Origin of the sequence: Methylomagnum ishizawai (assembly GCF_019670005.1) — a bacterium.
Lineage (GTDB): Bacteria > Pseudomonadota > Gammaproteobacteria > Methylococcales > Methylococcaceae > Methylomagnum > Methylomagnum ishizawai.
In genome coordinates, this window is record NZ_AP019783.1 from 4,046,073 (window position 1) to 4,069,819 (window position 23,747).

At 62.6% G+C, this 23,747-nt stretch carries 23 protein-coding genes; 10 read left to right on the forward strand and 13 right to left on the reverse strand.

Annotated elements, in window-relative coordinates; genetic code table 11:
- The first annotated feature begins 148 nt into the window (after positions 1-148).
- Positions 149-2,539, forward strand: coding sequence for a penicillin-binding protein 1A (locus tag K5658_RS18195; RefSeq protein ID WP_246628490.1), 2,391 nt, complete (start codon positions 149-151; stop codon positions 2,537-2,539).
- A 7-nt stretch (positions 2,540-2,546) separates the two neighbouring features.
- On the forward strand, positions 2,547-3,155 hold the full coding sequence (locus K5658_RS18200) for a hypothetical protein (RefSeq protein ID WP_221064507.1): 609 nt from the start codon (positions 2,547-2,549) through the stop codon (positions 3,153-3,155).
- Positions 3,156-3,227: 72 nt separating this feature from the next.
- Here K5658_RS18200 and rpmE read toward each other — a convergent pair whose 3' ends face one another.
- A complete protein-coding gene (gene rpmE / locus K5658_RS18205; RefSeq protein WP_085211266.1) occupies positions 3,228-3,431 on the reverse strand; it encodes a 50S ribosomal protein L31 in 204 nt (67 codons plus the stop codon).
- Positions 3,432-3,583: 152 nt separating this feature from the next.
- Here rpmE and K5658_RS18210 point away from each other — a divergent pair, with 152 nt between their 5' ends.
- The 3 genes from K5658_RS18210 to K5658_RS18220 are packed head-to-tail and all read left to right on the forward strand — an operon-like array spanning position 3,584 to position 6,272.
- On the forward strand, positions 3,584-4,363 hold the full coding sequence (locus tag K5658_RS18210) for an exodeoxyribonuclease III (protein ID WP_221064508.1): 780 nt from the start codon (positions 3,584-3,586) through the stop codon (positions 4,361-4,363).
- Positions 4,341-5,633: an AmpG family muropeptide MFS transporter gene (locus K5658_RS18215; RefSeq protein WP_221064509.1), complete on the forward strand. Its 1,293-nt coding sequence runs from the start codon at positions 4,341-4,343 to the stop codon at positions 5,631-5,633. Before K5658_RS18210 ends, K5658_RS18215 begins: the two co-directional genes overlap by 23 nt.
- 60 nt (positions 5,634-5,693) lie before the next feature.
- Complete coding sequence (locus K5658_RS18220; RefSeq protein ID WP_221064510.1) at positions 5,694-6,272, forward strand: YiiX/YebB-like N1pC/P60 family cysteine hydrolase; 579 nt, start codon at positions 5,694-5,696, stop codon at positions 6,270-6,272.
- Positions 6,273-6,348: 76 nt separating this feature from the next.
- On the opposite strand, the gene K5658_RS18225 is transcribed toward K5658_RS18220, so the two are convergent.
- The 7 genes from K5658_RS18225 to def all read right to left on the reverse strand — a co-directional run bounded on the left by K5658_RS18225 (position 6,349) and on the right by def (position 13,972).
- Complete coding sequence (locus K5658_RS18225; RefSeq protein WP_221064511.1) at positions 6,349-6,990, reverse strand: hypothetical protein; 642 nt, start codon at positions 6,988-6,990, stop codon at positions 6,349-6,351.
- Positions 6,991-7,110: 120 nt separating this feature from the next.
- Positions 7,111-8,478: a sigma-54-dependent transcriptional regulator gene (locus K5658_RS18230; RefSeq protein ID WP_221064512.1), complete on the reverse strand. Its 1,368-nt coding sequence runs from the start codon at positions 8,476-8,478 to the stop codon at positions 7,111-7,113.
- Between the two features lie 6 nt (positions 8,479-8,484).
- Complete coding sequence (locus K5658_RS18235) at positions 8,485-10,671, reverse strand: sensor histidine kinase (RefSeq protein ID WP_221064513.1); 2,187 nt, start codon at positions 10,669-10,671, stop codon at positions 8,485-8,487.
- Positions 10,653-11,213, reverse strand: a complete 561-nt coding sequence (locus K5658_RS18240; RefSeq protein WP_221064514.1) for a DUF4390 domain-containing protein — start codon at positions 11,211-11,213, stop codon at positions 10,653-10,655. Before K5658_RS18240 ends, K5658_RS18235 begins: the two co-directional genes overlap by 19 nt.
- Positions 11,210-12,496, reverse strand: a complete 1,287-nt coding sequence (rsmB, locus tag K5658_RS18245) for a 16S rRNA (cytosine(967)-C(5))-methyltransferase RsmB (RefSeq protein ID WP_221064515.1) — start codon at positions 12,494-12,496, stop codon at positions 11,210-11,212. Before rsmB ends, K5658_RS18240 begins: the two co-directional genes overlap by 4 nt.
- Positions 12,493-13,425, reverse strand: coding sequence for a methionyl-tRNA formyltransferase (gene fmt, locus K5658_RS18250; protein WP_221064516.1), 933 nt, complete (start codon positions 13,423-13,425; stop codon positions 12,493-12,495). Before fmt ends, rsmB begins: the two co-directional genes overlap by 4 nt.
- 4 nt (positions 13,426-13,429) lie before the next feature.
- A complete protein-coding gene (gene def / locus K5658_RS18255) occupies positions 13,430-13,972 on the reverse strand; it encodes a peptide deformylase (protein ID WP_221064517.1) in 543 nt (180 codons plus the stop codon).
- 117 nt (positions 13,973-14,089) lie between these two features.
- Here def and K5658_RS18260 point away from each other — a divergent pair, with 117 nt between their 5' ends.
- The 5 genes from K5658_RS18260 (at position 14,090) to tsaC (ending at position 19,827) form a co-directional block, all read left to right on the forward strand.
- Positions 14,090-15,226: a LysM peptidoglycan-binding domain-containing protein gene (locus K5658_RS18260; RefSeq protein ID WP_221064518.1), complete on the forward strand. Its 1,137-nt coding sequence runs from the start codon at positions 14,090-14,092 to the stop codon at positions 15,224-15,226.
- A 2-nt stretch (positions 15,227-15,228) separates the two neighbouring features.
- Complete coding sequence (dprA, locus tag K5658_RS18265) at positions 15,229-16,332, forward strand: DNA-processing protein DprA (protein WP_221064519.1); 1,104 nt, start codon at positions 15,229-15,231, stop codon at positions 16,330-16,332.
- Positions 16,333-16,373: 41 nt separating this feature from the next.
- Complete coding sequence (locus K5658_RS18270; RefSeq protein ID WP_085216169.1) at positions 16,374-16,841, forward strand: Smg family protein; 468 nt, start codon at positions 16,374-16,376, stop codon at positions 16,839-16,841.
- A 109-nt stretch (positions 16,842-16,950) separates the two neighbouring features.
- Positions 16,951-19,257 carry a type I DNA topoisomerase gene (topA, locus tag K5658_RS18275; protein WP_221064520.1) on the forward strand — a complete coding sequence of 769 codons (2,307 nt, stop codon included), beginning with the start codon at positions 16,951-16,953 and terminating at the stop codon, positions 19,255-19,257.
- A 15-nt stretch (positions 19,258-19,272) separates the two neighbouring features.
- The gene (gene tsaC, locus K5658_RS18280; protein ID WP_221064521.1) at positions 19,273-19,827 is read left to right on the forward strand and encodes an L-threonylcarbamoyladenylate synthase type 1 TsaC; all 555 of its coding nucleotides are present in this window, start codon (positions 19,273-19,275) and stop codon (positions 19,825-19,827) included.
- A gap of 255 nt (positions 19,828-20,082) precedes the next feature.
- Here the strand turns inward: tsaC and trpC are convergent, their stop codons facing one another.
- Genes trpC through K5658_RS18305 form a run of 5 tightly spaced genes read right to left on the reverse strand, consistent with a single transcriptional unit; the run spans position 20,083 to position 23,690 of the window.
- Positions 20,083-20,883, reverse strand: a complete 801-nt coding sequence (gene trpC, locus K5658_RS18285) for an indole-3-glycerol phosphate synthase TrpC (protein WP_221064522.1) — start codon at positions 20,881-20,883, stop codon at positions 20,083-20,085.
- Positions 20,880-21,905 (reverse strand): anthranilate phosphoribosyltransferase, encoded by a 1,026-nt coding sequence (gene trpD, locus K5658_RS18290; RefSeq protein ID WP_221064523.1) that lies wholly within the window; start codon positions 21,903-21,905, stop codon positions 20,880-20,882. Before trpD ends, trpC begins: the two co-directional genes overlap by 4 nt.
- A 60-nt stretch (positions 21,906-21,965) precedes the next feature.
- A complete protein-coding gene (locus K5658_RS18295; RefSeq protein ID WP_221064524.1) occupies positions 21,966-22,412 on the reverse strand; it encodes a hypothetical protein in 447 nt (148 codons plus the stop codon).
- A complete protein-coding gene (locus K5658_RS18300; protein WP_221064525.1) occupies positions 22,390-22,902 on the reverse strand; it encodes a hypothetical protein in 513 nt (170 codons plus the stop codon). The genes K5658_RS18295 and K5658_RS18300 overlap by 23 nt, the downstream gene beginning before the upstream one ends.
- On the reverse strand, positions 22,899-23,690 hold the full coding sequence (locus K5658_RS18305) for a TIGR04255 family protein (protein ID WP_221064526.1): 792 nt from the start codon (positions 23,688-23,690) through the stop codon (positions 22,899-22,901). Before K5658_RS18305 ends, K5658_RS18300 begins: the two co-directional genes overlap by 4 nt.
- Between the last annotated feature and the right edge of the window lie 57 nt (positions 23,691-23,747).

Below are 23,747 nucleotides of genomic sequence, written 5' to 3' on the forward strand. Positions count from 1 at the left end.
AGTATAGTAGCTAAATGGTGTTCCTTCGCTTCCGCCCCGCGGCCCTCCCGCCGCCCACGGCGTTCCAAAACGGTCCCCGCCACGCCCGATCCGCTTCAAATCGTGGCCGATCCGCGCTCCAACCGCGCCCGCAGCCAACAGTTCGATAGTGACCCGGAAAACCGCACGCCAGTCCCGCTCGACCGCCGCGACCCTGTTCCGCTGGCTCTTGTTCACGCTCTTCGGCGGCCTCGCCGCCTTGGCGGCCGGCGGCTACGCCCTGTACCGCCATCTGGAGCCGCAGTTGCCGGATGTCGAGGTCCTCAGCGATATCCGCTATCAAATCCCCATGAGCGTCTACAGCAAGGACAACCTGCTGATGGCCGAGTACGGGGAGATGAAACGCATCCCGGTCGGCGTCCCCGACACGCCCAAGCAAATGGTCCAAGCCTTCCTGGCCGCCGAGGACAACCGTTTCTTCGACCACCCCGGCGTCGATTACCAGGGCATCGCGCGGGCGGCGGTCACTTATCTGCGCACCGGCGAAAAGCGCCAGGGCGGCAGCACCATCACCATGCAGGTGGCCCGCAATTTTTTCCTGAGCAGCGAAAAAACCCTCACCCGCAAGGTGAAGGAAATCATGCTGGCGGTCAAGATCGAGTCCAAACTGCCCAAGGAAAGCATCCTCGAACTGTACCTGAACAAGATTTACTTCGGCCACCATGCCTACGGCGTCGGGGCGGCGGCGCAAGTGTACTACGGCAAGGCGGTCCAAGACTTGGAATTGCCGGAAATAGCGATGATCGCCGGCCTGCCCAAAGCCCCGTCCAGCTTCAATCCCATCGTCAACCCGGAGCGGGCCTTGAGCCGCCGCAACTATGTGTTGAACCGGATGCGCAAGCTCGGCTTCATCACCGAGGCCCAATTCCACAAGGCGTTCAACGCCCCGGAAACCGCCAAGCTGCATATCCGCCCGGTGGAATTGGACGCGCCCTATATCGCCGAGATGGTCCGCAACGAGATGTACCGGCAATATGGCGAGGACGCCTATACCCATGGGTACAAGGTCTATACCACCATCGACTCCAAGATGCACGCCCTGGTGGAAAAATCGCTGCGTCTGGGCCTGCACGACTACGACGAGCGCCATGGCTACCGCAGCAAGAAAACCCAGCGCATCGACCTGAAAAAGCTCAAGACCCCGGCGGATTGGGACGCCCGCCTCGCCGAAATGCAGAAAATCGGCGAAACCGTGCCCGGCCTGGTGTTGGGTTTCAAGGACGGCGGGGCCGATGTCTACCTGGGGGCGGGACAACACACCAACCTCGGCCTGAACGGCACCCGCTGGACCCACCGCGGCCCGAAGGAACTGTTCAAGCCCGGCGATTTGATCCGCCTGCGCAAGGACAATGACAACGAATGGCGCTTGAGCCAGATTCCCGAGGCCGAGGGGGCGCTGGTGTCGGTGGACGCCAAGAGCGGCGCGGTGGTGGCCCTGGCCGGCGGTTACGATTTCGCCCTCAGCACCTTCAACCGCGCCACCCAGGCCCAGCGCCAGCCGGGTTCCGGCTTCAAGCCCGTCCTCTACGCCGCCGCGCTCACCGAGGGCTATACCCCATCCAGCGTGGTCAACGACGCCCCCATCGTCTACGCCGACCCGTCCCAGGCCGGCGGCGTGTGGCGGCCCAAGAACTACAGCGGGCGCTATTACGGCCCCACCCGGCTGCGGGTGGCCCTGGCCAAATCGCGCAACCTGGTCTCGGTCCGGCTGCTGAAAAGCATCGGACTCAAGAAGGCCATCGCCATGGCCGAGGACTTCGGCTTCGAACCGCAGGAACTCCCGAAATCCATGCCGCTGGCCCTGGGCGCGGGATCGGCTACGCCCTTGCGTATGGCCCAGGTGTATTCGGTATTCGCCAATGGCGGCTTCCGGGTCGAGCCGTATTTCATCGAGCGCATCGAGACCGACGAGGGCCGCTTGATCTACCAAGCCACGCCGGGGCTGGCCTGCCCCGACTGCGTAAACTCCGGCGACCCCAAGGGCAACCTCGCGCCCAGGGTCATCAGCCCGCAAGTGCATTACATGATGAACTCGATGCTGCTGGACGTGGTGCGGATGGGCACCGCCACCCAGGCGCTGGAACTGGGCCGCTCCGATATCGCGGGCAAGACCGGCACCACCAACGAATACCGCGACGCCTGGTTCAACGGCTATGTGCCAGGCCTGGTGACCGTGGCCTGGATCGGCTTCGATTCGTCCAAATCCCTGGGCCATGGCGAAACCGGCGGCGAGGCCGCCCTGCCGATGTGGATGCGCTTTATGAAGGAGGCGCTCAAGGACGTGCCCGACAACGGCTTCCCCGTGCCCAGCGGCCTGACCACCGTCCGCGTCGATGGCGGCGGCAAGAACGGCTCCAATTTCGAGGTCTACCCGGCGGGACGGCAACCACGCAACATCGTCCCCAAACGGCCCCGCCCGGCCAATCCGGGCGGCTCCTCCGCCCAGGACGACGGCGGTGGGGGCGGCGGCGGGGCCAAATCCCTGGAATCCTTGTTCTAAGCCCGCCATGCGCCCCAAAGACCGGCTGCGGCTCCGCATCGCCCAGGAAGCCGCCCGCATCATGGCCGAGGAAGGCATCCACGACCGCCTGCCCGCCAAGCAGAAAGCCGCCGCGCGGCTCGGCATCGCCGACGCCCGCCAACTGCCCCGCAACGAGGAAATCGATCTGGCCCTGGAGGAATACCACCGGCTCTACCGCGCCGATGTGCAAAAACCCCATATCGCCCGCTTGCGGCGGCTGGCGCTGGAAGCCATGCGCTTCCTCCGGGATTTCGCGCCGCGCCTGGTCGGCGGCGTCTTGGAAGGCACGGCGGGCGAATTCAGCCCGGTGACGCTGCACCTGTTCCCCGACGCGCCGGAGGATGTGCTGCGCAAGCTGATGGACCAGGGGATACCGTTCGAGGAAAAGACTGCCTCCCTGCCCGGCGGCGGCAAACGCATGGCGGATTACCCGGCCTTGCGGTTCCGGGTGGACGGGGTCGAGGTGGAATTGGCCCTGCTGCCGCCCGAACTCAAGGCCAGGATTCGGGAGAAGAACACGCCCAAGGGCGATCTGGCGGCGGTGGAAGCGCTGGTGCGGGCGGACGCCACGGAGGAGCGGGAAGACACCGGGTGAACCCGGCCCACCCTCGAATCCTTGCCGCCGGGCTGGGCGGCGGGACGATTCGAGGGACGCGGCGGGCGGGGATCAGCCGCGGGCGTATTTGCGGCGGAACTTATCGACCCGGCCGGCGGTATCGACGACCCTTTGCTTGCCCGTATAGAATGGGTGGCAAGCCGCGCAGACTTCCACATGTAGGTCCTTGCACAGGGTCGATTTGGTCTCGAAGGTGTTGCCGCAACTGCAATGGACCGTGATGGCCTTATAGTTGGGATGGATATCCGACTTCATAAGATTCTCCAGGAAAACAATACCGGGGGGGCGAAAAAGCCAGCCATCCTACCCAAAACGACGTTTCCCCGCAAGGCGCAAGTCCCTGGCCCGCGTTCCCGACACACCGCGCCGCCAACCCCCGATTCCTCCCGACCCCAACCCCCGAACCCATGCGTATCGTCACCCTCAACGCCAACGGCATCCGCTCGGCGGCGCGCAAAGGCTTTTTCGACTGGCTGCCCCATCAAAACGCCGATGTGGTCTGCCTCCAGGAAACCAAGGCCCATGTCCATCAACTCGACGACCCCCTGTACTGGCCCGAGGATTTCCATTGCTATTACCTGGACGCCGACAAGAAAGGCTACAGCGGCGTCGCCCTCTACGCCCGCCACCCGCCGGACATGTTGGTCCGGGGCTTGGGCTGGCGCGACATGGACGCCGAAGGCCGCTATCTGGAAGCCCGCTTCGGCGACCTCAGCGTAGTGTCGGTCTATTTGCCGTCCGGTTCGTCCAGCGTGGAACGGCAGGCGGTGAAATTCGCCTTCCTCGACCGCTTCCTGCCGCATCTGCGGGAATGCGCCGCCAAGGGCCATCATTACATCCTCTGCGGCGATTGGAACATCGCCCACAAACCCATCGACCTCAAGAACTGGCGCTCGAACCAGAAGAACTCCGGCTTCCTGCCCGAGGAAAGGGCCTGGCTGGACACGGTGTTCGAGCGGGACGGCTGGGTGGACGCCTTCCGCCATGCCAATCCCGCGCCGGACCAATACACCTGGTGGTCCAACCGCGGCCAGGCCTGGGCCAAGAACGTGGGCTGGCGCATCGATTACCAAGTGGTCAGTCCCGGCCTCCGCGCCGCGATCCGCGCCGTGGACATCTACAAGGACCAGCGCTTTTCCGACCATGCCCCCCTGACCATCGATTATGACCACTCCTTCCCGGCCTGAGGCGTTGTTCAACCGGCGGATTTTGATCTGCGTCCTGACCGGGTTTTCCTCCGGGCTGCCCTTGTTCATCCTCATCAGCCTGCTATCGGCCTGGCTACGGGAAGGCGGGGTCGATCTCAAGGCGATTGGCCTCCTGGCCCTGGTGCAATTCCCCTATATCTGGAAATTCCTGTGGGCCCCCCTGTGCGACCGCTACGGGTTGGGCCTGGGGCGGCGGCGGACCTGGATGCTGGCAACGCAACTGGCCTTGCTGGCCGCCGTGCCGATGTTCGGCTGGCTTTCGCCGCGGCAGGACATGATCGCCATCACCGGGCTGGCGGTGGTCGTGGCCTTGTTCTCGGCCACCCAGGATATCGCCATCGACGCCTTCCGCCGCGAAATCCTCAGGGACGAGGAGCAGGGCCTGGGCAACGTGGTCCATGTCAATGCCTACAAGGTGGCCGGCTTGGTGCCGGGTTCCCTGTCGCTGATCCTGGCCGACCATGTGTCCTGGGAATGGGTGTATTCGATCACCGCGCTGTTCATGTTGCCGGGCATCTTCCTGTCGCTGATGGTGCGCGAACCGGAAAGCTCCCGCCGCGCCCCGGCCACGCTGCGGGCGGCGCTGGTGGAACCGTTCCACGAATTCATCGGGCGCAAGGGCTGGGCCGGGGCGCTGACCCTGCTGGCCTTCATCTTCTTCTACAAACTGGGCGACAGCATGGCGACGGCGCTGGCGACGCCGTTCTACCTCGACCTCGGCTTCAGCAAGACCGAAATCGGCATGATCGCCAAGCACGCCGGGCTATGGCCGAATGTGGCGGGCGGCTTGCTGGGGGGGGTGTGGATGGTGTCGCTGGGCACGCACCGCGCCCTGTGGGTGTTCGGGGCGTTGCAGGCCGTGGTCATCCTGGGCTTCGCCTGGCTCGCGACCGCCGGCCACGATCCGGTGGGGCTGGCGGCGGTGATCGGCGCGGAGGCGTTCGGCGTGGGGCTGGGCACGGCGGCGTTCGTGGCCTATATCGCCGCCGCCACCCATCCGGCCTATACCGCGACCCAGTTCGCGCTGTTCACCAGCCTCGCCGCCACGCCGCGCACCTTGGCGAACGCCTTCACCGGGTTTTTGGTCGAGGGCGGCGATATCAAGCTGGGGGGGACGCGCCTGTTCCATGTGGACGCGCTGGGCTGGGAACGGTTCTTCTGGCTGTGTTTCGCGGCGGCGCTGCCGGGGATGTTGTTGCTATTCAAGGTCGCGCCTTGGCGTGGGGAAAACCGGGATTCGGGGAAGTGACGCGCCCTGCCCTTCCGTTATCAGCCAGACCAACCCCCATGGACTAAAGGAGCCTATTCAATGCCCATAACCGCCAGCGAAATCCCGCTCGAACCCGGCGACCTGATATTCACCTCGATCCCCTATTATCTTTATCGCAAAGTGGCCGCCGCCACCGGATCGAAAGCCTCCCATGTCGGGATCGCCTTTCCCGATGCGGAGGGCGGCTGGAGGGTCGCCGAAAGCGCCGTCCCCGTCGTCCAATACTCGAAGCTGGATCGGTTTTTGGCGCGTTCGGAAAATGGCTGGTTTTGCGTCCGCCGTTTGAAATCCGGCCTGACGCCCGCCCAAGTGGACGCGCTACGGCAAGCCTGCGATGCGAGGTTGGGGAAGCTCTACCACCTGGGATTCAAATACGAATCCTCCCGGCAGTTCTGTTCCAAATTCGTCTACGATGCTTATCGGGAAGCGACGGGTATCGAAGTGGGAACCCTGGAATCCTTCTCCGAACTCCTCCATAACCAGCCCGATACTTCGCTGATATTTTGGCAGCTATGGTTTTTCGGAATGATCCCCTGGTCCAGATTGACCATCACCCCGGCCAGCCAAATGGAATCCCCGGTTTTGAATACGATTATCGAATCTCCAACCGCCGCGTAAACCAGCCCAAGCATCCTGCCAAATCGACGGGACCAGCGGGTTACGGCGGAGTACCGCCTAACCCGCCCTACCGCTTTCAAGCATCCTTCCGCAGCTTATAGGTAAACCCATCCGCCCCGCATTTCTCCGTCAACCGCTCGATAATCCGCTGGCAGCGCTTGGGCGCATCGTTGGGACCGGCCACGAAATGGGGTTTGCCATCCTTGCCGAAGTTGAAGGTTTCGGTGCATTCCTTGGGATCGATAGCGCCGAAGATATGGCGGGCTTCCTCGTATTCGTCGTGGGGCTTGAAACCCAGTTGGTCGGCATATTCCGCGCACTGCTCGACCAAGGCCCGGATCAGGGCGGGCTCGGCCAAGCCGAAGTTTTCATGCTCGTGCATCCGGCCAATCGTCCGGGTATATTCGGACACTTCCAAAGCCCGGAGGAAAGCGTTCCTCACCCCCATGCAATAGACATCCAGCATGAACCCGGCGGCGATGACTTCCTCGTCGTTGATCTGGCGGGCGATAATCGCGGTGCCGAAGCCATTGGCGAACAAGCCTTGGGGAATCAGGCATTGGTGGATGGGGAATTTCCCGACGGCTTCCAAGCTTTCCTTGATGAGTTTCTCGGACTGGGCCTTGTCCAGATAAATCACCCTTTGGTTTTTTTCCTCGCGCTTGATCTTCTTCTTGGCGAGGCGTTTTTGACGATTGACATCTTGAGTAGTAGCCATAGCGGTATCGATAACTATAGGTTTTATTGTGGGTGGATGAGCGCGGTTATCCGCGTAATTGCTGGCTTTGGATTGATCTAACGCATCCTTATACTCTCCTGGGCTATTTCCCGACGCCGCCTACCGCTTATCCTTGAACTTGATTCCCAAGGAATTCAACTTGCGGTAAAGATGGGTCCGCTCCAAACCTATCGCCTGGGACAACCGGGCCACGCTGCCCGCGTATTTCTCCAGGTGGTATTCGAGATAGGCCTTCTCGAAATGTTCGCGGGCGTCCTTGAGCGGCAAATCATAGAAATCCGGCTGGTTCAGCGCGACGCCGGGCACCGCGATGGATTCGCCCAAGGCCATCTTGACCTCGTCCAATTCCACTTCCTCGCCGCTGCCGAGGATCAAGAGCCGTTGCACCAGATTCTTCAATTCGCGGACATTGCCATGCCAGGGATAATGGCGCAGGAAATTCTGCACCGCCACGCCGAACCGGCGGAACGGTAGTTTTTCCCGGCTCACGAAATAATCCACGTAGAAACCCAGCAACTCCGGCACGTCCTCGTGATGCTCGGCCAGCGGCGGCACCCGCAGCGTCACCACATTCAAGAGATAATACAGCTCGCGGCGGAACCGCCCGGTCCGGACTTCCTCTTCCAGGGATTTGCGGGTGGAGGCGACGATCCTGACATCGACATGCACCAATTCGCTGCCGCCCACGCGGGAGAAGCTGTTGGATTCCAGGGCGCTCATCAGCCGGACCTGGGTTTCCTCCTCCATATCGGCGACTTCGTCCAGGAACAAGGTGCCGCCGTGGGCTTGCTCCAACAGGCCGCGCTGCACATTGCCGGCGCCATCGGCCCGCCCGAAGAATTCCACCGCCGAATATTCCGGGGCGATGGTGCCGACGCCGACATCGATGAACGGGCCATCGCGCCGCACGCTGTTGGCGTGGAGGTAGCGGGCCAGGGTTTCCTTGCCGCAACCGGGTTCGCCCACGAACAGCACGCGGGCGTCGTGCTGGGCCAAGCGCCGCACCTGGTCGCGCAGGCGCTCCATGGCGGCACCGCGGCCCACGGGTTCGACCGGGGCTTCCACCCGCCGCCTCAGCCCCACGTTCTCGCGCTTGAGCTTGGCGTTCTCCAAGGCCCGTTCCACCGTGACCAGGAGCTTGGCCATGGACAGGGGTTTTTCCAGGAAATCGTAGGCACCGAGCCGGGTGGCCTCGACGGCGGTTTCCACCGTGGCATGGCCCGACATCATGATGACCGGACCCAGGGTGTCGTCGCGCAGCCAGTCCTTGAGCAGGCTGATCCCGTCCTCGTCGGGCATCCAAATGTCGAGGAGGATCAAATCGGGCTTGTGCGCCGACCGGAGTTGCCGCGCCACGGCCCCGTTTTCGGCGACATGGACCGCGTAGCCCTCGTCCTCCAAGATTTCCTGCAACAGGCGGCGGATATCGGGTTCGTCGTCCACCACCAAGATACTTGTTTTGTTCATCCTGCCTCACGCCTCCGCGAGCGTCGCCGACGCCGCCGTTCGGGCCACCACCGGCAGGCGGATCACGAAACCCGCGCCGTCCCGGTAACCGGTATCCAATTTTATGCTGCCGCCATGCTCTTCGATGATCTTCCTGACGATGGCCAGCCCCAATCCCGTGCCCTTGGCCTTGGTCGTGACATAAGGCTCGAAGATGCGGTCGGCCTGGTCGGCGGGGATGCCGGGACCGGCATCGTACAGCCGCAATTCCACGATCGGGTGATGGCCTTCCGCCACAACCTGGGTCTGGATACGCATTCTACCCGAGCCGCCGCCCGGCACGGCTTCCTGCGAATTTTTAATGAGGTTGTGCAACACCTGCCGGAGCTTGACCGGATCGACATGGACCTCGGGCAGGTCGTGGGCCAGGGCCAGTTCGAATTCCAGGCCGCTCTGGGGCGGATACAAGGCCACCACCGCTTCGATCAAGGCGTCGAGGTCCACCCATTGCAATTGGATGATGGAGGGCTTGGCGTATTCGGCGAAGGCGTTGACCATGGTTTTCATGGCCTCGACCTGTTGGACGATGGTGCGGGTGGAACGGTCCAGCACCTCGGCGTCGGCCTCGGCGAGGTTCTTGGCGAGCTTGTGGCGGAGGCGCTCCGCCGAAAGCTGGATCGGGGTCAGGGGATTCTTGATCTCATGGGCCAGGCGGCGGGCCACTTCGCTCCAGGCGGCGGCGCGTTGGGCCTGGATCAAGGCGGTCACATCGTCGATGACCAGCACCGAACCCAGGCGCTCGCCCCCGGCCCCGAACAAGGGCGTGCCCCGGCAGAACAATTCCTGGCGACCCTCCAAACCGGCGAAGGGGATTTCTTCCTGCCAAGCGCCGGGCGCGGTCCGCAGGCGTCCGGCGATGCCGTCCAGGAGATCGGCCAAATGCGGGTGCGTGGCGGTGAGCGCGGCGGTGGGTTCGCCGATATAGCGGCCCAATTCGGCATGCAGGATGGCATCCGCCGCCCCGTTGGCGGTCAGGAGGCGCAAGGAGGCATCGAAGCTCAACACGCCGGAAGAAAGGCTGCATAGCAAGGTTTCCAAATAGGCGCGCTGCCGTTCGACCTCCTGGCGCGAGCGCTGGGCCTCGTCGCGGGCTTGGCCGATCTTCTCGGTCATGGCGTTGAAGGATTCGACCAGGAAACCGAGTTCGTCGCGCCGCCGCACCGGCAGGCGTTTTTCGTAATTGCCCTCGGCCACGGCGCGGGTGCCATGCGCCAGATAACGCACCGGGGCGACGATGCGGCGGATGCTCTGGAACGCCGCCCACAGCGCGGCCAGGAGGCTCAACAGCAGCACCAGCGACAAGGTCAGCCCGAAGGTCAGCTTCAAGGAACCGCGCAGGAAGGTCAGTTCCTTGTAATGCAGATAGGCCGATTCCACGGTCCCGGTCAGCCGCGCCAGCTTCGACGGCACCGGATAGACCGCTTGCAGGAACAGCGTATCCTCGCCCGCCATGCCCACCACCGCCCGGATTTGCGAGCCTTCCCCGCCGGGCTGGGCTTCCAGGCCCACATAGGCCTTGCCCTGCTTCACCTGCAACAGGATGCCGATTTCCGGCAGGTCCGGGATGATCTGCTCGGACTGGAAGCCGCTGAAGGCCAGGATGCGGCCCTGCCGGGAAAACACCGTGAAATCGCCCTCCTCCAGGGAATCGCGCAATTCGCCCAGGCGGATGGCGAGCAGCGAAGGCGGGGAATCGGCCAGTTGCTCGGCGGCCTGCTCGGTCTGCTTGAGCATGGCCCGCATCCGTTCGTCGAGGGCGGTCTGGCCCAGTTGCAGGGCGTCCTCCATGGCGTGGTCGATGCGCACATCGAACCAGCTATCGATGCTTTGTTCGAGGAACTGCATGGAGTAATAGAACACGATGGCGGCCGGGGCCAGCGACAACAGGCTGAACAGGAACACCATGCGGGTGGTGAGGTTCGAGCCCGCCGCCTTGCGCTTCCATTGCCGGAACAGCGAATAGGCGTTGGCGATCACCAAGCCCAGCAGCAATACCGAACCCAGCAGGTTCACCACCACCAGCCAGGAATACATCGCGCCCAACTGCGAAGCGTCCTGGGTCGCCGAACTCATCAAGTGCAGCGAGACCAAGACGCCCAGGAACAGGGCGAGGATGGACAGCCCCAAGGGCGGCTTCAGCCTGAAACGCGCCATCGGAACCAGGGGCTCCCGAGATACCAGCCAGGCGACACATAGGCCAGGGGCCGCAGCGGCAGCGGCAGGGCTTCGATATCAAGCTTGGCGGCGAGGCCGACCCAATATTCCCGGCCCGGCGCGAACGCCGCCTTGGGTAGGGCGCGCCAGCCGCGGATTTCGCCCAGGGCGTCGAGCGAGGCGCGGAGGCTGGCGAAATCGCGGGTCGCGCCGCTGCTTTCGTTGGCGATCTGGTAGGTTTTCGCCAGCGGGTGATAGTGGATGAAGAAACGGCGGGATTCGCTGAGCAGGGTTTCATCCAGCCAATAATCGCGGTGGCGCTGGATTTTGAACTGGATGACCACGGTCAAGGGCACGCCGTGTTCCAGGGCGTCGATGGCGGGGGCGCTGAAGCGGTAGTCGATATCGGCGTTCAAGGCATATTGGTCGGCGATGGGCACCAACTGGGCGTCGAGGATGCGGAAGCCGTATTCGGCGGCCCGGCCCTCCAGGCCGTGGCATAGCGCCAGCGGCAATAACCAGCGCGTCCAGCGCGGAATCACGCCTTCTCCAACAGCGCGTAGTAGAAACCGTCCATGCCGTTCTGACCGGCCAAGATTTGACGGCCATGGCGGGCCGGGACGCCCCAATCCGCCGCCACCGGACGCTCGCGGGCTTCCGGGTGGGCGTCGAGGAAGGCGGCGACGCGCTGTTCGTTTTCGCGCTTGAGGACCGAGCAAGTGGCGTATAACAGCCGACCGCCGGGGGCCAATAGCGGCCACATGGCTTCGAGGATGCGGGCCTGGGCCGCCGCCAAATCGGCAATATCGTCCGCCCGCCGCAGCAGTTTGATGTCCGGGTGGCGGCGGATCACGCCGGTGGCCGAACAAGGCGCGTCGACCAGGATGCGGTCGAAGGGACGGCCATCCCACCAGGATTCGGGCCGGGTGGCATCGCCCACCAGGACCGTGGCCGCGAGTCCCAGGCGTTGCAGGTTGCCGTGGACCCTGGCGAGGCGCTCGGAAGAAATATCGACCGCGACGACCTCGGCCAGACCGTGACAGGCTTCGAGGAGGTGGGCGGTCTTGCCGCCGGGCGCGGCGCAGACATCCAACACCCGCTGCCCCGCCGCCAAATCCAGCAAAGGCGCGGCCAGTTGCGCCGCCACGTCCTGCACCGAAACCGCGCCCTCGGCGAAACCGGGCAGGTTTTCGACCGGTACCGGCGTTTCGACGATGACCGCGCTGGCGCATATCGCCGATGCCGCCGCCGCGATGCCCGCTTCGGCCAAGCGCTGTAGATAAGCTTCGCGGGAATCCCGTGCCAGATTCACCCGCAAGGCCAAGGGCGGGGCGGCGTTGTTATGGTGGAGGGTATCGGCGTAGTGGGCGGGCCAATCCTTGCGGAGTTGGCGGATCAACCAGCCGGGATGGGCCAGGGCCGCGCTTTCGTCGGTGTCGGCCTCGGCTTCGAGGCGGTCCTGCTCGCGTTGGTAGCTGCGCAGCACGCCATTCAACAAAGGCTTGGCCCAGACCTTGGGACCGACGGCGGCGACCGTTTCCGCCACCGCCGCATGGGGTTTGACCCGCGTGTACTTGAGTTGGTAAAGCCCGAGCAAGGCCAACATGCGGATTTCGGCGTCCTTGATGGGCTTATGGGTCAGGATCGCCAGGATGCGGTCCAAACGCCAATACCAACGCGCCACGCCATAGCACAGCGCCTGCACGAAGGCACGGTCGTTGTCCTTGGGGATTTGGGGCAGGGCCGCGTTGAGGGCGGAAGTGAGGAACTCACCCCCGGCCGCGACCTGGACCAGGACGCTGGCCGCGATGGCGCGGGTATTCAAGCGGGCCGACCGAGGCGCTCGGCCTTGAGGGTGTAGGCGTTGAGGAAATCCCGCGCCGCCACCCGCTTGGCTCCGGGCAACTGGACTTCGAGCAGCCGCAGCACGCCCTGGCCGGTGGCGACATCGAGGGTGCGTTCGCGGTCCAGCACGGTGCCGGGGGCGGCGGCGGTGGTTTCGTCCAGGGCCTCGGCCAGCCACACGCGGAGGGTGGTGTCGCGCCATTGGGTTTCCGCCACCGGCCAGGGGTTGAAGGCGCGGACGCGGCGTTCCAGTTCCGGGGCGGATAGGGTCCAATCCAGCGCGGCCTCGGCCTTTTCCAGCTTGGCGGCGTAGGTCACCTGGGCTTCGTCCTGGATTTCCGGGCGGACGGCGCCGGTTTCGAGATCGGGCAGGGTTTCGGCCAGGGCTTCCGCACCCAACCGGGCCAAGCGGTCGTGCAACTCGCCCGCCGTTTCCAGCCGACCGATGCGGCAGGTTTTTTTATGCAGCATCGGCCCCGCGTCCAGGCGCGGCTCGATATACATGATGGTGATGCCGGTTTCCGCATCGCCCGCCAGCACCGAGCGCTGGATGGGCGCGGCCCCGCGCCAGCGCGGCAACAGCGAGGCATGGATGTTGACGCAGCCGAGCTTGGGAATCTCCAGCACCGCCTTGGGCAGGATCAAGCCATAGGCCACCACCACCAGCACATCGGGTTCCAGGGCGCGGAGTTGGGCTTGGTCTTCCCCGTCCTTGAGGGTCGCGGGCTGGAATACCGGGATGTGGTGGGCGGTGGCGACTTGTTTGACGGGGCTGGGCGTGAGCTTGCGGCCCCGTCCGGCGGGGCGGTCGGGTTGGGTGTAGACCGCGATGATGTCGTGGTCGGTGCCGAGCAGCATTTGCAAGGGCGGCACCGCGAATTCCGGGGTTCCGGCGAAGACGATCCTCATGGGCTCAGATCGCCGCCGCTTTGCCGCCCGCTTTAGGGCTTTGGCCGGCGCGTTGGCGTTGTTCCTTCTTGAGCTTCTTGCGGACCAGTTGACGCTTGAGGGGCGAGAGGTAATCGACGAACAGCTTGCCTTCCAGATGGTCCATCTCGTGCTGTATGCACACGGACAGCAATCCTTCGGCCTCCAGCTCGAAGGAATGGCCGTCGCGGCCCAAGGCCCGCACCTTGACCTTTTCGGCGCGGCTGGTCTTCTCGAAGATGCCGGGGACCGAGAGGCAGCCTTCGTCCATTTCGCCGATGCCGCTCTTTTCGAGCAATTCCGGGTTGACGAGGCAGAGCGGCGAGCTTTTGTCCTCGGAGGTATCGATCACGATCACGCGCTTTTGCACGTTCACCTGATTCGCGGCCAAACCCACGCCCGGCGCGGCGTACATGGTTTCGAGCATGTCGTCGATCAAACGCCGGATGGAATCGTCCACCACCTCCACGGGAACGGCTTTTTTGCGGAGCCGTTCGTCGGGGAATTCGAGGATGGTTAAAGTAGCCATGTTTCTTAACCGGAAAGCACTGTATAGAATTGGATGGAATTCTAGCGAAATCACACTAGACTTTGAATGCCGTTCCACGACAGACCCCCACCACTCCATGAAAGTTGCGCGAACCCCATGGCTATCCCCTTCCGCTTGAATTCCCCCCGATTCACCCGGCCATGGCGTTCGTATTCGACGCGGCGCGTTTGGTCGGTGTTATCCCGCCTCGCCTTGGCGCTCTGCTTGTCCGGCGGCTTCGCCTCCGCCGACACCCTCGAACTGAACCCCAACCATCCCGACCGCTACACCGTGGTCCGAGGCGACACCCTGTGGGATATCGCCGGGCGCTTCCTCAACCGGCCTTGGCAATGGCCGGAAATCTGGCATATCAATCCCGAGATCCGCAATCCCGACCTGATCTACCCAGGCGATACGCTGGTCTTGAGCTACGTCAACGGCGTCCCCCAGATCGGCCTGGAAAACGCCGGTTACGACAACGCTCCCGCTTACGAAGACAGCGCCCCCGACGAACAAAAGCTGAGCCCGCGCATCCGCTCCAAGCCCATCTCCCAGGCGATCCCCACCATCCCCATGAACATCGTGCATCCATTCCTGTCGCGGCCGCAGGTGGTGGGACCGGATGAACTGAAGCAAGCCCCCTATGTGGTGGCCTTCGCCGACGAGCATATCGTCGGTGGCTATGGCAACCGCATGTTTGTGCGTTCCATCGGCGAAGGCGCGCCCACGGCCTACACCGTGCTGCGCAGCGGCAATCCCTACAAGGACCCCGACACCGGCGAAATCCTGGGCTACGAGGCTGTTTATATCGGCGACGCCCATGTGGAGCAGGTCGGCGACCCGGCGACCTTGTTCATCGAGCGCACCGAGCAGGAAGCCCGGATCGGCGACCGCCTGCTGCCCCTGCGTTCGGAACCATTGCGCCTGTCCTTCCAACCCCACGCACCGAAGTCCAAGGTCCGGGGCCATATCGTCGGCGTCGTCAACGGCGTCGATCAAATCGGCCAATATTCCATCGTCGCCTTGGACCGGGGTACCGCCGACGGCATCGAAGTCGGGCACGTCCTGCAAATCCTGCAACGCGGGACGATGGTCCGCGACCTCATCGGCCCTTACAGCGGCGAAACCGTCAATACGCCGGAGCAAAAAGCCGGGTTGCTGATGGTGTTCCGGCCTTATGAGCGGGTCAGCTATGCCCTGGTCATGCACGCCTCCCGTGCCCTGCACGTCCTCGACGCCGTGCAAACGCCCTGACCTTGGCTGGGCACAGCGGCTCCGATCTACGCTATTGGCTGGCCCTGCACCGGGCACCGCTGATCGGTAGCCGCCGTTTCGCTTCGCTCCTTTCCCATTTCGGCACGCCCAAAGCGGTGTTCGAGGCCGGTACCGCCGCCTGGACCGCGCTGAAAATCCCCGAGAAAACCATCGCTTATTTCCAGAACCCGGACTGGGGCACCGTCGCCCACGACCTCGATTGGCTGAACGGCTCCCAACGCCACTGCCTGACCCTGCACGATCCCCGCTATCCCGCCCTGCTCCGCGAAATCGCCGACCCGCCGCCGCTGTTGTTCGTCGTGGGCGAACCGGCGGCGCTGGCCTCGCGCCAGGTCGCCATGGTCGGCAGCCGCAATCCCTCGGCCTCGGGGCGCAAAGCGGCGCACCATCTGGCGCGGGAGTTGGCGGCGGCGGGCTACGGGGTGGTCAGCGGCTTGGCCCTGGGCATCGATGCCGCCGCCCATCGCGGCGCCCTGGACGGCAACGGCATCACCCTCGCCGTCGCCGGTACCGGTCCCGATCAAATCTACCCGCGCCAGCATCGCGCCCTGGCCCAGGAAATCGTCGAACGGGGCGGTGCCATCCTTTCCGAATTCCCGCCCGGCACCGAACCCAAGGCCGGCAATTTCCCGCGCCGCAACCGCATCATCAGCGGCCTGGCCCTCGGCACCTTGGTGGTCGAGGCCGCCGAGCAATCCGGCTCGCTCATCACGGCGCGGCTGGCCCTGGAACAGGGCCGCGAAGTGTTCGCCGTGCCGGGTTCGATCTATAGCCCGGTTTCCAAGGGCTGCAACGACCTCATCCAAGAGGGTGCCAAACTGGTGCAATCGGTACGGGATATCGTCGAGGAATTCGGCCCGACAACCCTGCCCGGACGCCCGGAACCCCCGCCGTTGCCCGCGCCCTCCGGCGACGAACCCCATTGGGCGCTCTTGAAATTTATTGCGTACGACCCAACCTCCGTGGATACTCTAGTGGCGGTCACTGGGGAGAGTCCTGAGTCCATCGCCGCCACGTTGCTGATGCTCGAACTGCAAGGCTACGTGGAATCCGCGCCCGGAGGATGCTACGTCCGGATCAAATAAAGCCCCAGCCCGTTATCCACCCAGCGTGAGATCACTAGATGATGAAAGAAAACGTATTCGATGTGTTGATTTACCTGTTCGAGAACTATATGGACGGGGAAATCGATCCGGCGCCCGATCCCGACGTGATCCGCACCGAATTGCTCGAAGCCGGCTTTCCGCAACCGGAAATCAACAAGGCGTTCGACTGGCTGGAATCGCTCACCGAGCGCCACGCCATCAAATCGGTGTCCTCCCCCGCGTTCCGGGTGTTCTGCGAACAGGAAATGGCCAAGCTCGACGCCGAATGCCGTGGCCTCCTCCTGTTCCTAGAGCAAAGCGGCATCCTCACCCCCGAAAGCCGCGAATTGGTGATCGACCGCGTCATGGCCTTCAACGAGGAATCCATCTCGCTGGAAAACCTCAAGTGGGTGGTGCTGATGGTGTTGTTCAGCCAGCCGGACGAGGAAATCGCCTTCGCCCGCATGGAAACGCTGGTCTACGAAACCCTGCCCACCTATCTGCATTGATCCCCTAACGAATCCCCGCCGTCCGGCGGCATCTTCCATCCCGTGGGGATGGCCCTATTCAACGCCGGGAACGCCCGTCCGTTCCCGCCGAGTCCCAAGCTAGAGTTCGATGAGTCAGAATCTGGTCATAGTCGAATCGCCGGCCAAAGCCAAAACCATAGAGAAGTACCTGGGCAAGGACTTCCAGGTGCAGGCTTCCTACGGCCATGTGCGCGACCTGGTGCCCAAGGAGGGCGCGGTCGATCCCGACAACGGTTTCGCGATGAAATACGAAGTCATCGAGAAGAACGAAAAGCACGTCCAGGCCATCGCCAAGGCCATCCGCAAGGCCGACGTGCTGTTCCTCGCCACCGACCCCGACCGCGAAGGCGAGGCCATTTCCTGGCATATCTACGAACTGCTCAAGGAACGCGAGCTCCTGGACGACAAACCCGTCCACCGGGTGGTGTTCCATGAAATCACCAAGCGGGCGGTAACCGAAGCCATCGCCCATCCCAAGCCGCTCTCGACCGACCTCATCAATGCCCAGCAGGCCCGCCGCGCCCTGGATTATCTGGTCGGCTTCAAGCTGTCGCCCTTGCTGTGGAAGAAAATCCGCCGCGGCCTCTCGGCGGGCCGGGTGCAAAGTCCCGCCCTGCGCATGATCGTCGAGCGCGAACAAGAGATCGAACGCTTCACCACCCGCGAATACTGGACCATCGAAGCCACCGCCGCGGTCGAGGGGCAAAACCTCAAGGCCCGCCTCACCCATCTGGACGGGGAGAAGCAGGAGCAATTCAGCCTCACCCAGGAAGCGGAGGCCTATGCCGCCCGCGACGCCTTGATCGCCGCCGCCCAGGGCAAGCTCCTGGTCGCCAAGGTGGAGGAGAAGGAACGCAAGCGCAATCCCGCCGCGCCCTTCACCACTTCCACCATGCAGCAGGAAGCCGCCCGCAAGCTCGGTTTCACCACCAAGCGCACCATGACCATCGCCCAGCAGCTCTACGAGGGCATCGACCTCGGCGGCGAAAGCGTGGGGCTCATCAGCTATATGCGTACCGATTCGGTCAACCTCGCCAACGAGGCGGTGCAGGAACTGCGCGACCTCATCGCTTCCCGCTTCGGCGAAGACAAACTGCCCAAGACCCCGCCGCAGTACAAGACCAAGAGCAAGAACGCCCAGGAAGCCCACGAGGCCATCCGCCCGACTTCCGCCCTGCGCCTGCCGGACAAGGTCAAGCCGTTCCTGAGCCTCGAGCAATACAAGCTCTACAACCTGATTTGGCAGCGCACCGTGGCCTGCCAGATGATCCACGCCACCATCAAGACCGTGTCCGCCGACCTGGCCTGCGGCGCTAAAGGCGTGTTCCGCGCCACCGGCTCCACCGTGGTCAATCCGGGCTTCATGAGCGTCTATCTCGAAGGCAGGGACGATGGCGCGGCCAGCGAGGACGAGGAAGGCTTCCTGCCCACGCTGAAGGAAGGCCAAACCCTCGACCTCCTGGAGGTGATCGCGGGCCAGCATTTCACCGAGCCACCCCCGCGCTACACCGAGGCCAGCCTGGTCAAAACCCTGGAGGAATACGGCATCGGTCGTCCCTCCACCTATGCCGCCATCATTTCCACCTTGCAGCAGCGCCATTATGTCGAGCTGGAAAACAAGCGCTTCCGACCGACCGACGTGGGCAGCGTGGTCAACAAGTTCCTGACCGAGCATTTCACCCAATACGTGGACTACAACTTCACCGCCCTGCTGGAAGACGACCTCGACGCCGTCTCCCGTGGCGAGAAGCAATGGGTGCCGTTGATGCGGGAATTCTGGGGTCCGTTCAAGTCCTTGATCGAAACCAAGGACGAAAGCCTCAAGCGGGCCGACGTGACCCACGAGCAATTGGACGAACAATGCCCCGAGTGCGGTAGCCAATTGTCGATCCGGCTGGGACGCAATGGCCGCTTCGTGGGCTGCACCAACTACCCGACCTGCAAATACACCCGCAACCTCAAAGAGGATGCCGAGCCACCACCCCCCGAGATCGTCGAAGGCAAAACCTGCCCGCTGTGCGATTCACCGCTGGCGATCAAAACGGGCCGCTATGGCAAATTCATCGGGTGCAGCGCCTACCCCACCTGCAAGCACATCGAACCCTTGGAGAAACCCGAGGACACCGGCGTGCCCTGCCCGGAATGCCACAAGGGCAACCTCATCAAGCGCAAATCGCGGTTCGGCAAGCTGTTCTATTCCTGCCCGACCTATCCCAAGTGCAAGTACGCGGCCTGGAATCCGCCGCTCAAAGAACCCTGCCCCAAATGCGGCTGGCCCATCCTCACCCTGAAGACCACCAAGCGCCGCGGCACCGAGAAGGTCTGCCCGCAAAAGGACTGCGACTACGCCGTACCCTACGAAGGCGAGCCGCTGGAAGAAACCTCCGAGGCCTAACCCGCCGGAGCCGCCTTGATCGCCCCGTTCCAAGCCCGATTCGCCGCCCGGCATCTGCGCCGGGGCGGCCTCATCGCCTACCCGACCGAGGGCGTGTACGGCCTGGGCTGCGATCCCCTGAACCCGGACGCGGTCCAGCGCCTGTTGGACCTCAAGGGCCGCTCCGCCGCCAAGGGCTTCATCCTGATCGCCGCCGCTTTCGCCCAGGTCGAACCTTTCCTCCACCTCCCCGGACCCGAGGTCCGCGACCGCCTGCTCGCCGCCTGGCCCGGCCCCGTGACCTTCGTGGTCCCGGCGGCGGCCTGGGTGCCGGATTGGCTGCGGGGCGCATCCAGCAACCTGGCGGTGCGGGTCACGGCGCATCCGGGAGCGGCGGCCTTGTGCCGGGCCTTCGGCGGTCCCTTGGTCTCGACCAGCGCCAACAAGAGCGGGCAACCCCCGGCCCGCGGCCCGCTCGCCCTCCGCAAGCATTTCCCCGCCACCGACGCGCTGCTGGTGCCGGGCCGCTTGGGCGGGGCCAGCGGTCCCACGCCGATCTACGAAGCGGTGAGCGGCAGACGGCTACGTTGAGCCTTGGGCAAACTTCCGGGCATTCTTGCCCGATGATGGTGCAAAAACGCCGCCGCCCTCCCATGGATTCCCCAGGATTTCCGGCCCCGCCGTCCTTTGCCTGTTTGGCACGGAATCCGCTTGTATAAACGCACCCCCTTCAAGCGCTAATGGCGGCGCGGAAGTTCCTTGCGACAGCGTCCAGCCTCCCATCGCCCTCTCCTCGCGATGGTCCGGCGGACGCTTTTTTTTGCCCGCCGGAACTCCGGCCCGCGCCTAAAACCCGAACAACCCCGCCAGCTTTTCCCCCGGCTCCGCCGCCCGCATGAACGCCTCGCCCACCAGGAAGGTATGCACCCCCCGGTCCCGCATCGCAGCCACATCCTCCGGGGCCAGGATGCCGCTTTCGGTCACGACCAAGCGCCCGTCCGGGATCATCGCCAGGAGTTCCAGCGTGGTTTCCAGACGGACCTCGAAGCTGCGGAGGTTGCGGTTGTTGATGCCGATCATGGGCAGGTCCAGCTTCAGGGCGCGTTCCAGTTCGGCGGCGTCATGGACCTCGACCAGCACATCCATCCCCAACTCGCTGGCGAGGTCGGCCAGTTCCTTCATGCGGGCATCGTCCAGCGCGGCGGCGATCAACAGGATGCAATCGGCCCCGATGGCGCGGGCCTCGACCACCTGATAGGGATCGACCGTGAAATCCTTGCGCAACACCGGCAGGGCGCAGGCGGCGCGGGCTTCCTGTAAATAATCCTCCGAACCCTGGAAGAAATCCCGGTCGGTCAGCACCGAGAGGCAGGCCGCGCCATGGTCCGCATAGCTCCGGGCGATTGCCGCGGGATAGAACTCGGGCCGCATCACGCCCTTGCTGGGCGAGGCTTTCTTGATCTCGGCGATCACGGCGGGGAGGCCCGCCGCGACCTTGGCCCGCAGCGCATCCACGAACCCACGCGGGGCATCGGCGGCGGCGGCGCGTCGCAGCATCTCCTGCAAGGTCACCAGGGCGAGGCGTTGGGCGATTTCCTCGGCTTTGCGGCGGAGGATTTTCTGGAGGATATCGGGGGTCTGGCTCATGGCTTGGCGAAGGCTTGGGTGAAATGGATGAGTTGGTCGAGCTTGGCACGGGCCGCGCCGCTGTCGATGGCGGATTTGGCGCGTTCGACGCCCGCTTCCAGGCTGTCGGTCAAATCGGCGGCGTAGATCGCGGCCCCGGCGTTCAGCAGCACGATATCGCGGGCCGGGCCGGGCGCGCCGCCCAGGACGCCGCGCACCATGCGCAGGCTTTCCAACGCCGTATCGACGGCGAGGACCGCCAGCGGGGCGCGTTCCAGGCCGAAGCGTTCCGGGGCCAGGGTGTAGGTTTCGATCTGGCCGTTCCGCAGCTCGGCGACCTGGGTGGGAGCGCCGATGCTGATCTCGTCCAGCCCATCGTCGGCGTGGACCACCAGGACGTGGCTGCTGCCGAGTTCGCGCAGGGCGTTGGCGAGGGGTTCGATCCAGGCTTCGGAATACACGCCGACCAGTTGATGGCTCGCGCCCGCCGGGTTGGTGAGCGGTCCCAACAGGTTGAAGATGGTGCGGATGCCGAGTTCGCGGCGCGGCCCGATGGCGTATTTCATCGCGCCATGGTGGCGCTGGGCGAACAGGAAACCGAGGCCGACTTCCTCGATGCAGGCCCGCACTTGGTCCGGGGTCAGGTCCAGGTTGACGCCCGCCGCTTCCAGCACGTCGGCGCTGCCGGATTTGCTGGAGACGGAACGGCTGCCGTGCTTGGCGACCTTGGCCCCGGCGGCGGCGACCACGAAGGCGCTGGCGGTGCTGATATTGAAGGTGCGGGCACCGTCGCCGCCGGTGCCGCAGGTGTCGATCAGGTGGGCATCCTTGACCGGCACCTTGGTGGACATTTCCCGCAAGACCTTGGCGGCGGCGACCACTTCGCCGACGCTCTCGCCTTTGGCCCTAAGCGCCACCAGGAACGCGCCGATCTGGGCGGGGGTCGCGCCGCCGCTCATGATGGTGCGCATGGCCCCGCGCATCTGGGAGGGGTCGAGGTCTTGTTTATCGAGGAGGGTTTGGAGGAGGGCGGGGATGTCCATGGGGGTTCCTTGGGATGATCGAACAGTGATGGTTCAGCAGGGTGGACAAAAATTCCGGGGTTATTGGCTACGCGCCATAAACTTCGACGGGTCCAGAAAATCTGCGGTATAGGGTTTCCCGCCAGCGAAGGTTTTACCCACCTCGTTCAGTACTATCAAGGAATTCCGCAAAGCAATTCCCACATCCCTATCCGCGATGATGGCGGCGGCTTCATAATCGGCTTTGTGGCGTAATTGGCGGAGCGCATCCAGGTTATTCCCCGCCAGTGAATTTCTCCGCTTCAATGCATCGACCACCGCTTTATGCCCTTGCGACCCAGTTGTAGCGGCCCCGGTAAAATCACGCGCACAAATCAACGCGGCATAATAAGCACGTCCGATGATGGTCCGTTTTATGGTTTCCCGATGGGGTTCGGTCTGGGTGTTATAAAGCCAGCTTGCCAGAACGTAAAACTCGGCGAAATCAAAAACTGGTGAGCCGGTATTAACGCTGCGAGATGATGACATGCCGCAAACCCGCTGATAATCCCGCTTCTTCAATTAAATCGAATAAACGCCCTTCTTTCTCATCAAAATCTTGATCTAGAGGCAGTCCCGTATATAATGAAATTTCAATCAATAATTCTGCTGTATCAGGATCAGTCAATACATTCAGCCTTTTTTCGATTTCCTCACCATATACCAAATTTAAAATGGATGGAAGTTTATTTATAAATATCTTTAAGTCAGGATTTTTTTTCAACAAGTCTTTAGCTAAATCCCAATCGCCATTGGAAATTTTATATTCAGATAGAATTAAGCCAAGCTCAGCATAGCTTTTGACCTGACTACTAAGAGTTGAAGTCATCACTTCAATCTCAAATTCAAATTCAGAAACGTAAGGTAAAGTTGTTGTCGGCAACATGTTTAAGGCGGCAACAGACATGGCAAAGCTCGATGCCGTTACAAGATTGCAAACTCCGTAAGGAGAAACCATAGGATTTAATGTTGAACTCATAGTCCTATCCTCTTTTTTTGGCGGCTATTAAGCAAATCCCCAACCACATCCTTATTATAACCATGCAAAAGACCAAAAATATCCCTCAAAAAATCTTCATCTAAAGCCTCACATACAGAAAGCCCTTGTTTAAAACGACATTCAAGAGTATGGTCAATTGTGCTAATTAACCCTACCGGGCCAGAGCTAGCACTCACATTAAGCGTATTAAGGCATGAATATTTAACATCCACAGTTTTTTCCTCTCTAAACCATCCTTGATGCACATGCCATAGAGAACCGGCTTCTATAGCTTGTTTAGTTAAATATCGCGTTTTCCTATTGAAGACATGACCAATATCATAGCCATCATCATGGGAAACAAACCGGTCAATTACTTGCAACGCAACAATACCAAGAGGATTTTGCTCATCATATACATATATAATATTAATTACTTTTTTCAAATGCTCGATAGCCTTTGATGATGAAGGTTCCCAGCGCTCATAATCAAAGCAAGATACAATTATATTATTATTCTCTACGCGCAATGCCCAAGCAGGCCGACCATCGGTACGAAACTTTTGCAATAAAACCCCAGATATCTTGTTGCTAGGTTGTGAAGGAGCAGTTTTATCACCAAAGCTGATCTTAAAAACCCCAATTTTATTGAATGCCGGATAATCTGCTTTTAGCAATTCTTGAAGCCCCAAAAGAGCTTCAATAGACCTTTCCGAAAAAGGACGTTCAAATGCAACTATAAATGCCGCCACTTCAATCGCGTGTTTATCATTGATAGGTTGGCCCATCTTTTTAAATCCTCTCTAATTTTAAAACCCCTAAGTTCTTAACTTCTCCCCTTAGGG

Coding starts and splice junctions, on each gene's coding strand:
- trpC (WP_221064522.1), bottom strand. CDS start 20,883: ATGAGCCAGACCCCCGATATCCTCCAGAAAATCCTCCGCCGCAAAGCC.
- K5658_RS18300 (WP_221064525.1), bottom strand. CDS start 22,902: ATGAGTTCAACATTAAATCCTATGGTTTCTCCTTACGGAGTTTGCAAT.
- K5658_RS18270 (WP_085216169.1), top strand. CDS start 16,374: ATGAAAGAAAACGTATTCGATGTGTTGATTTACCTGTTCGAGAACTAT.
- K5658_RS18295 (WP_221064524.1), bottom strand. CDS start 22,412: ATGTCATCATCTCGCAGCGTTAATACCGGCTCACCAGTTTTTGATTTC.
- def (WP_221064517.1), bottom strand. CDS start 13,972: ATGGCTACTTTAACCATCCTCGAATTCCCCGACGAACGGCTCCGCAAA.
- rpmE (WP_085211266.1), bottom strand. CDS start 3,431: ATGAAGTCGGATATCCATCCCAACTATAAGGCCATCACGGTCCATTGC.
- K5658_RS18305 (WP_221064526.1), bottom strand. CDS start 23,690: ATGGGCCAACCTATCAATGATAAACACGCGATTGAAGTGGCGGCATTT.
- K5658_RS18220 (WP_221064510.1), top strand. CDS start 5,694: ATGCCCATAACCGCCAGCGAAATCCCGCTCGAACCCGGCGACCTGATA.
- trpD (WP_221064523.1), bottom strand. CDS start 21,905: ATGGACATCCCCGCCCTCCTCCAAACCCTCCTCGATAAACAAGACCTC.
- K5658_RS18200 (WP_221064507.1), top strand. CDS start 2,547: ATGCGCCCCAAAGACCGGCTGCGGCTCCGCATCGCCCAGGAAGCCGCC.
- K5658_RS18225 (WP_221064511.1), bottom strand. CDS start 6,990: ATGGCTACTACTCAAGATGTCAATCGTCAAAAACGCCTCGCCAAGAAG.
- K5658_RS18260 (WP_221064518.1), top strand. CDS start 14,090: ATGGCTATCCCCTTCCGCTTGAATTCCCCCCGATTCACCCGGCCATGG.
- topA (WP_221064520.1), top strand. CDS start 16,951: ATGAGTCAGAATCTGGTCATAGTCGAATCGCCGGCCAAAGCCAAAACC.
- K5658_RS18230 (WP_221064512.1), bottom strand. CDS start 8,478: ATGAACAAAACAAGTATCTTGGTGGTGGACGACGAACCCGATATCCGC.
- K5658_RS18210 (WP_221064508.1), top strand. CDS start 3,584: ATGCGTATCGTCACCCTCAACGCCAACGGCATCCGCTCGGCGGCGCGC.
- K5658_RS18235 (WP_221064513.1), bottom strand. CDS start 10,671: ATGGCGCGTTTCAGGCTGAAGCCGCCCTTGGGGCTGTCCATCCTCGCC.
- K5658_RS18215 (WP_221064509.1), top strand. CDS start 4,341: ATGACCACTCCTTCCCGGCCTGAGGCGTTGTTCAACCGGCGGATTTTG.
- fmt (WP_221064516.1), bottom strand. CDS start 13,425: ATGAGGATCGTCTTCGCCGGAACCCCGGAATTCGCGGTGCCGCCCTTG.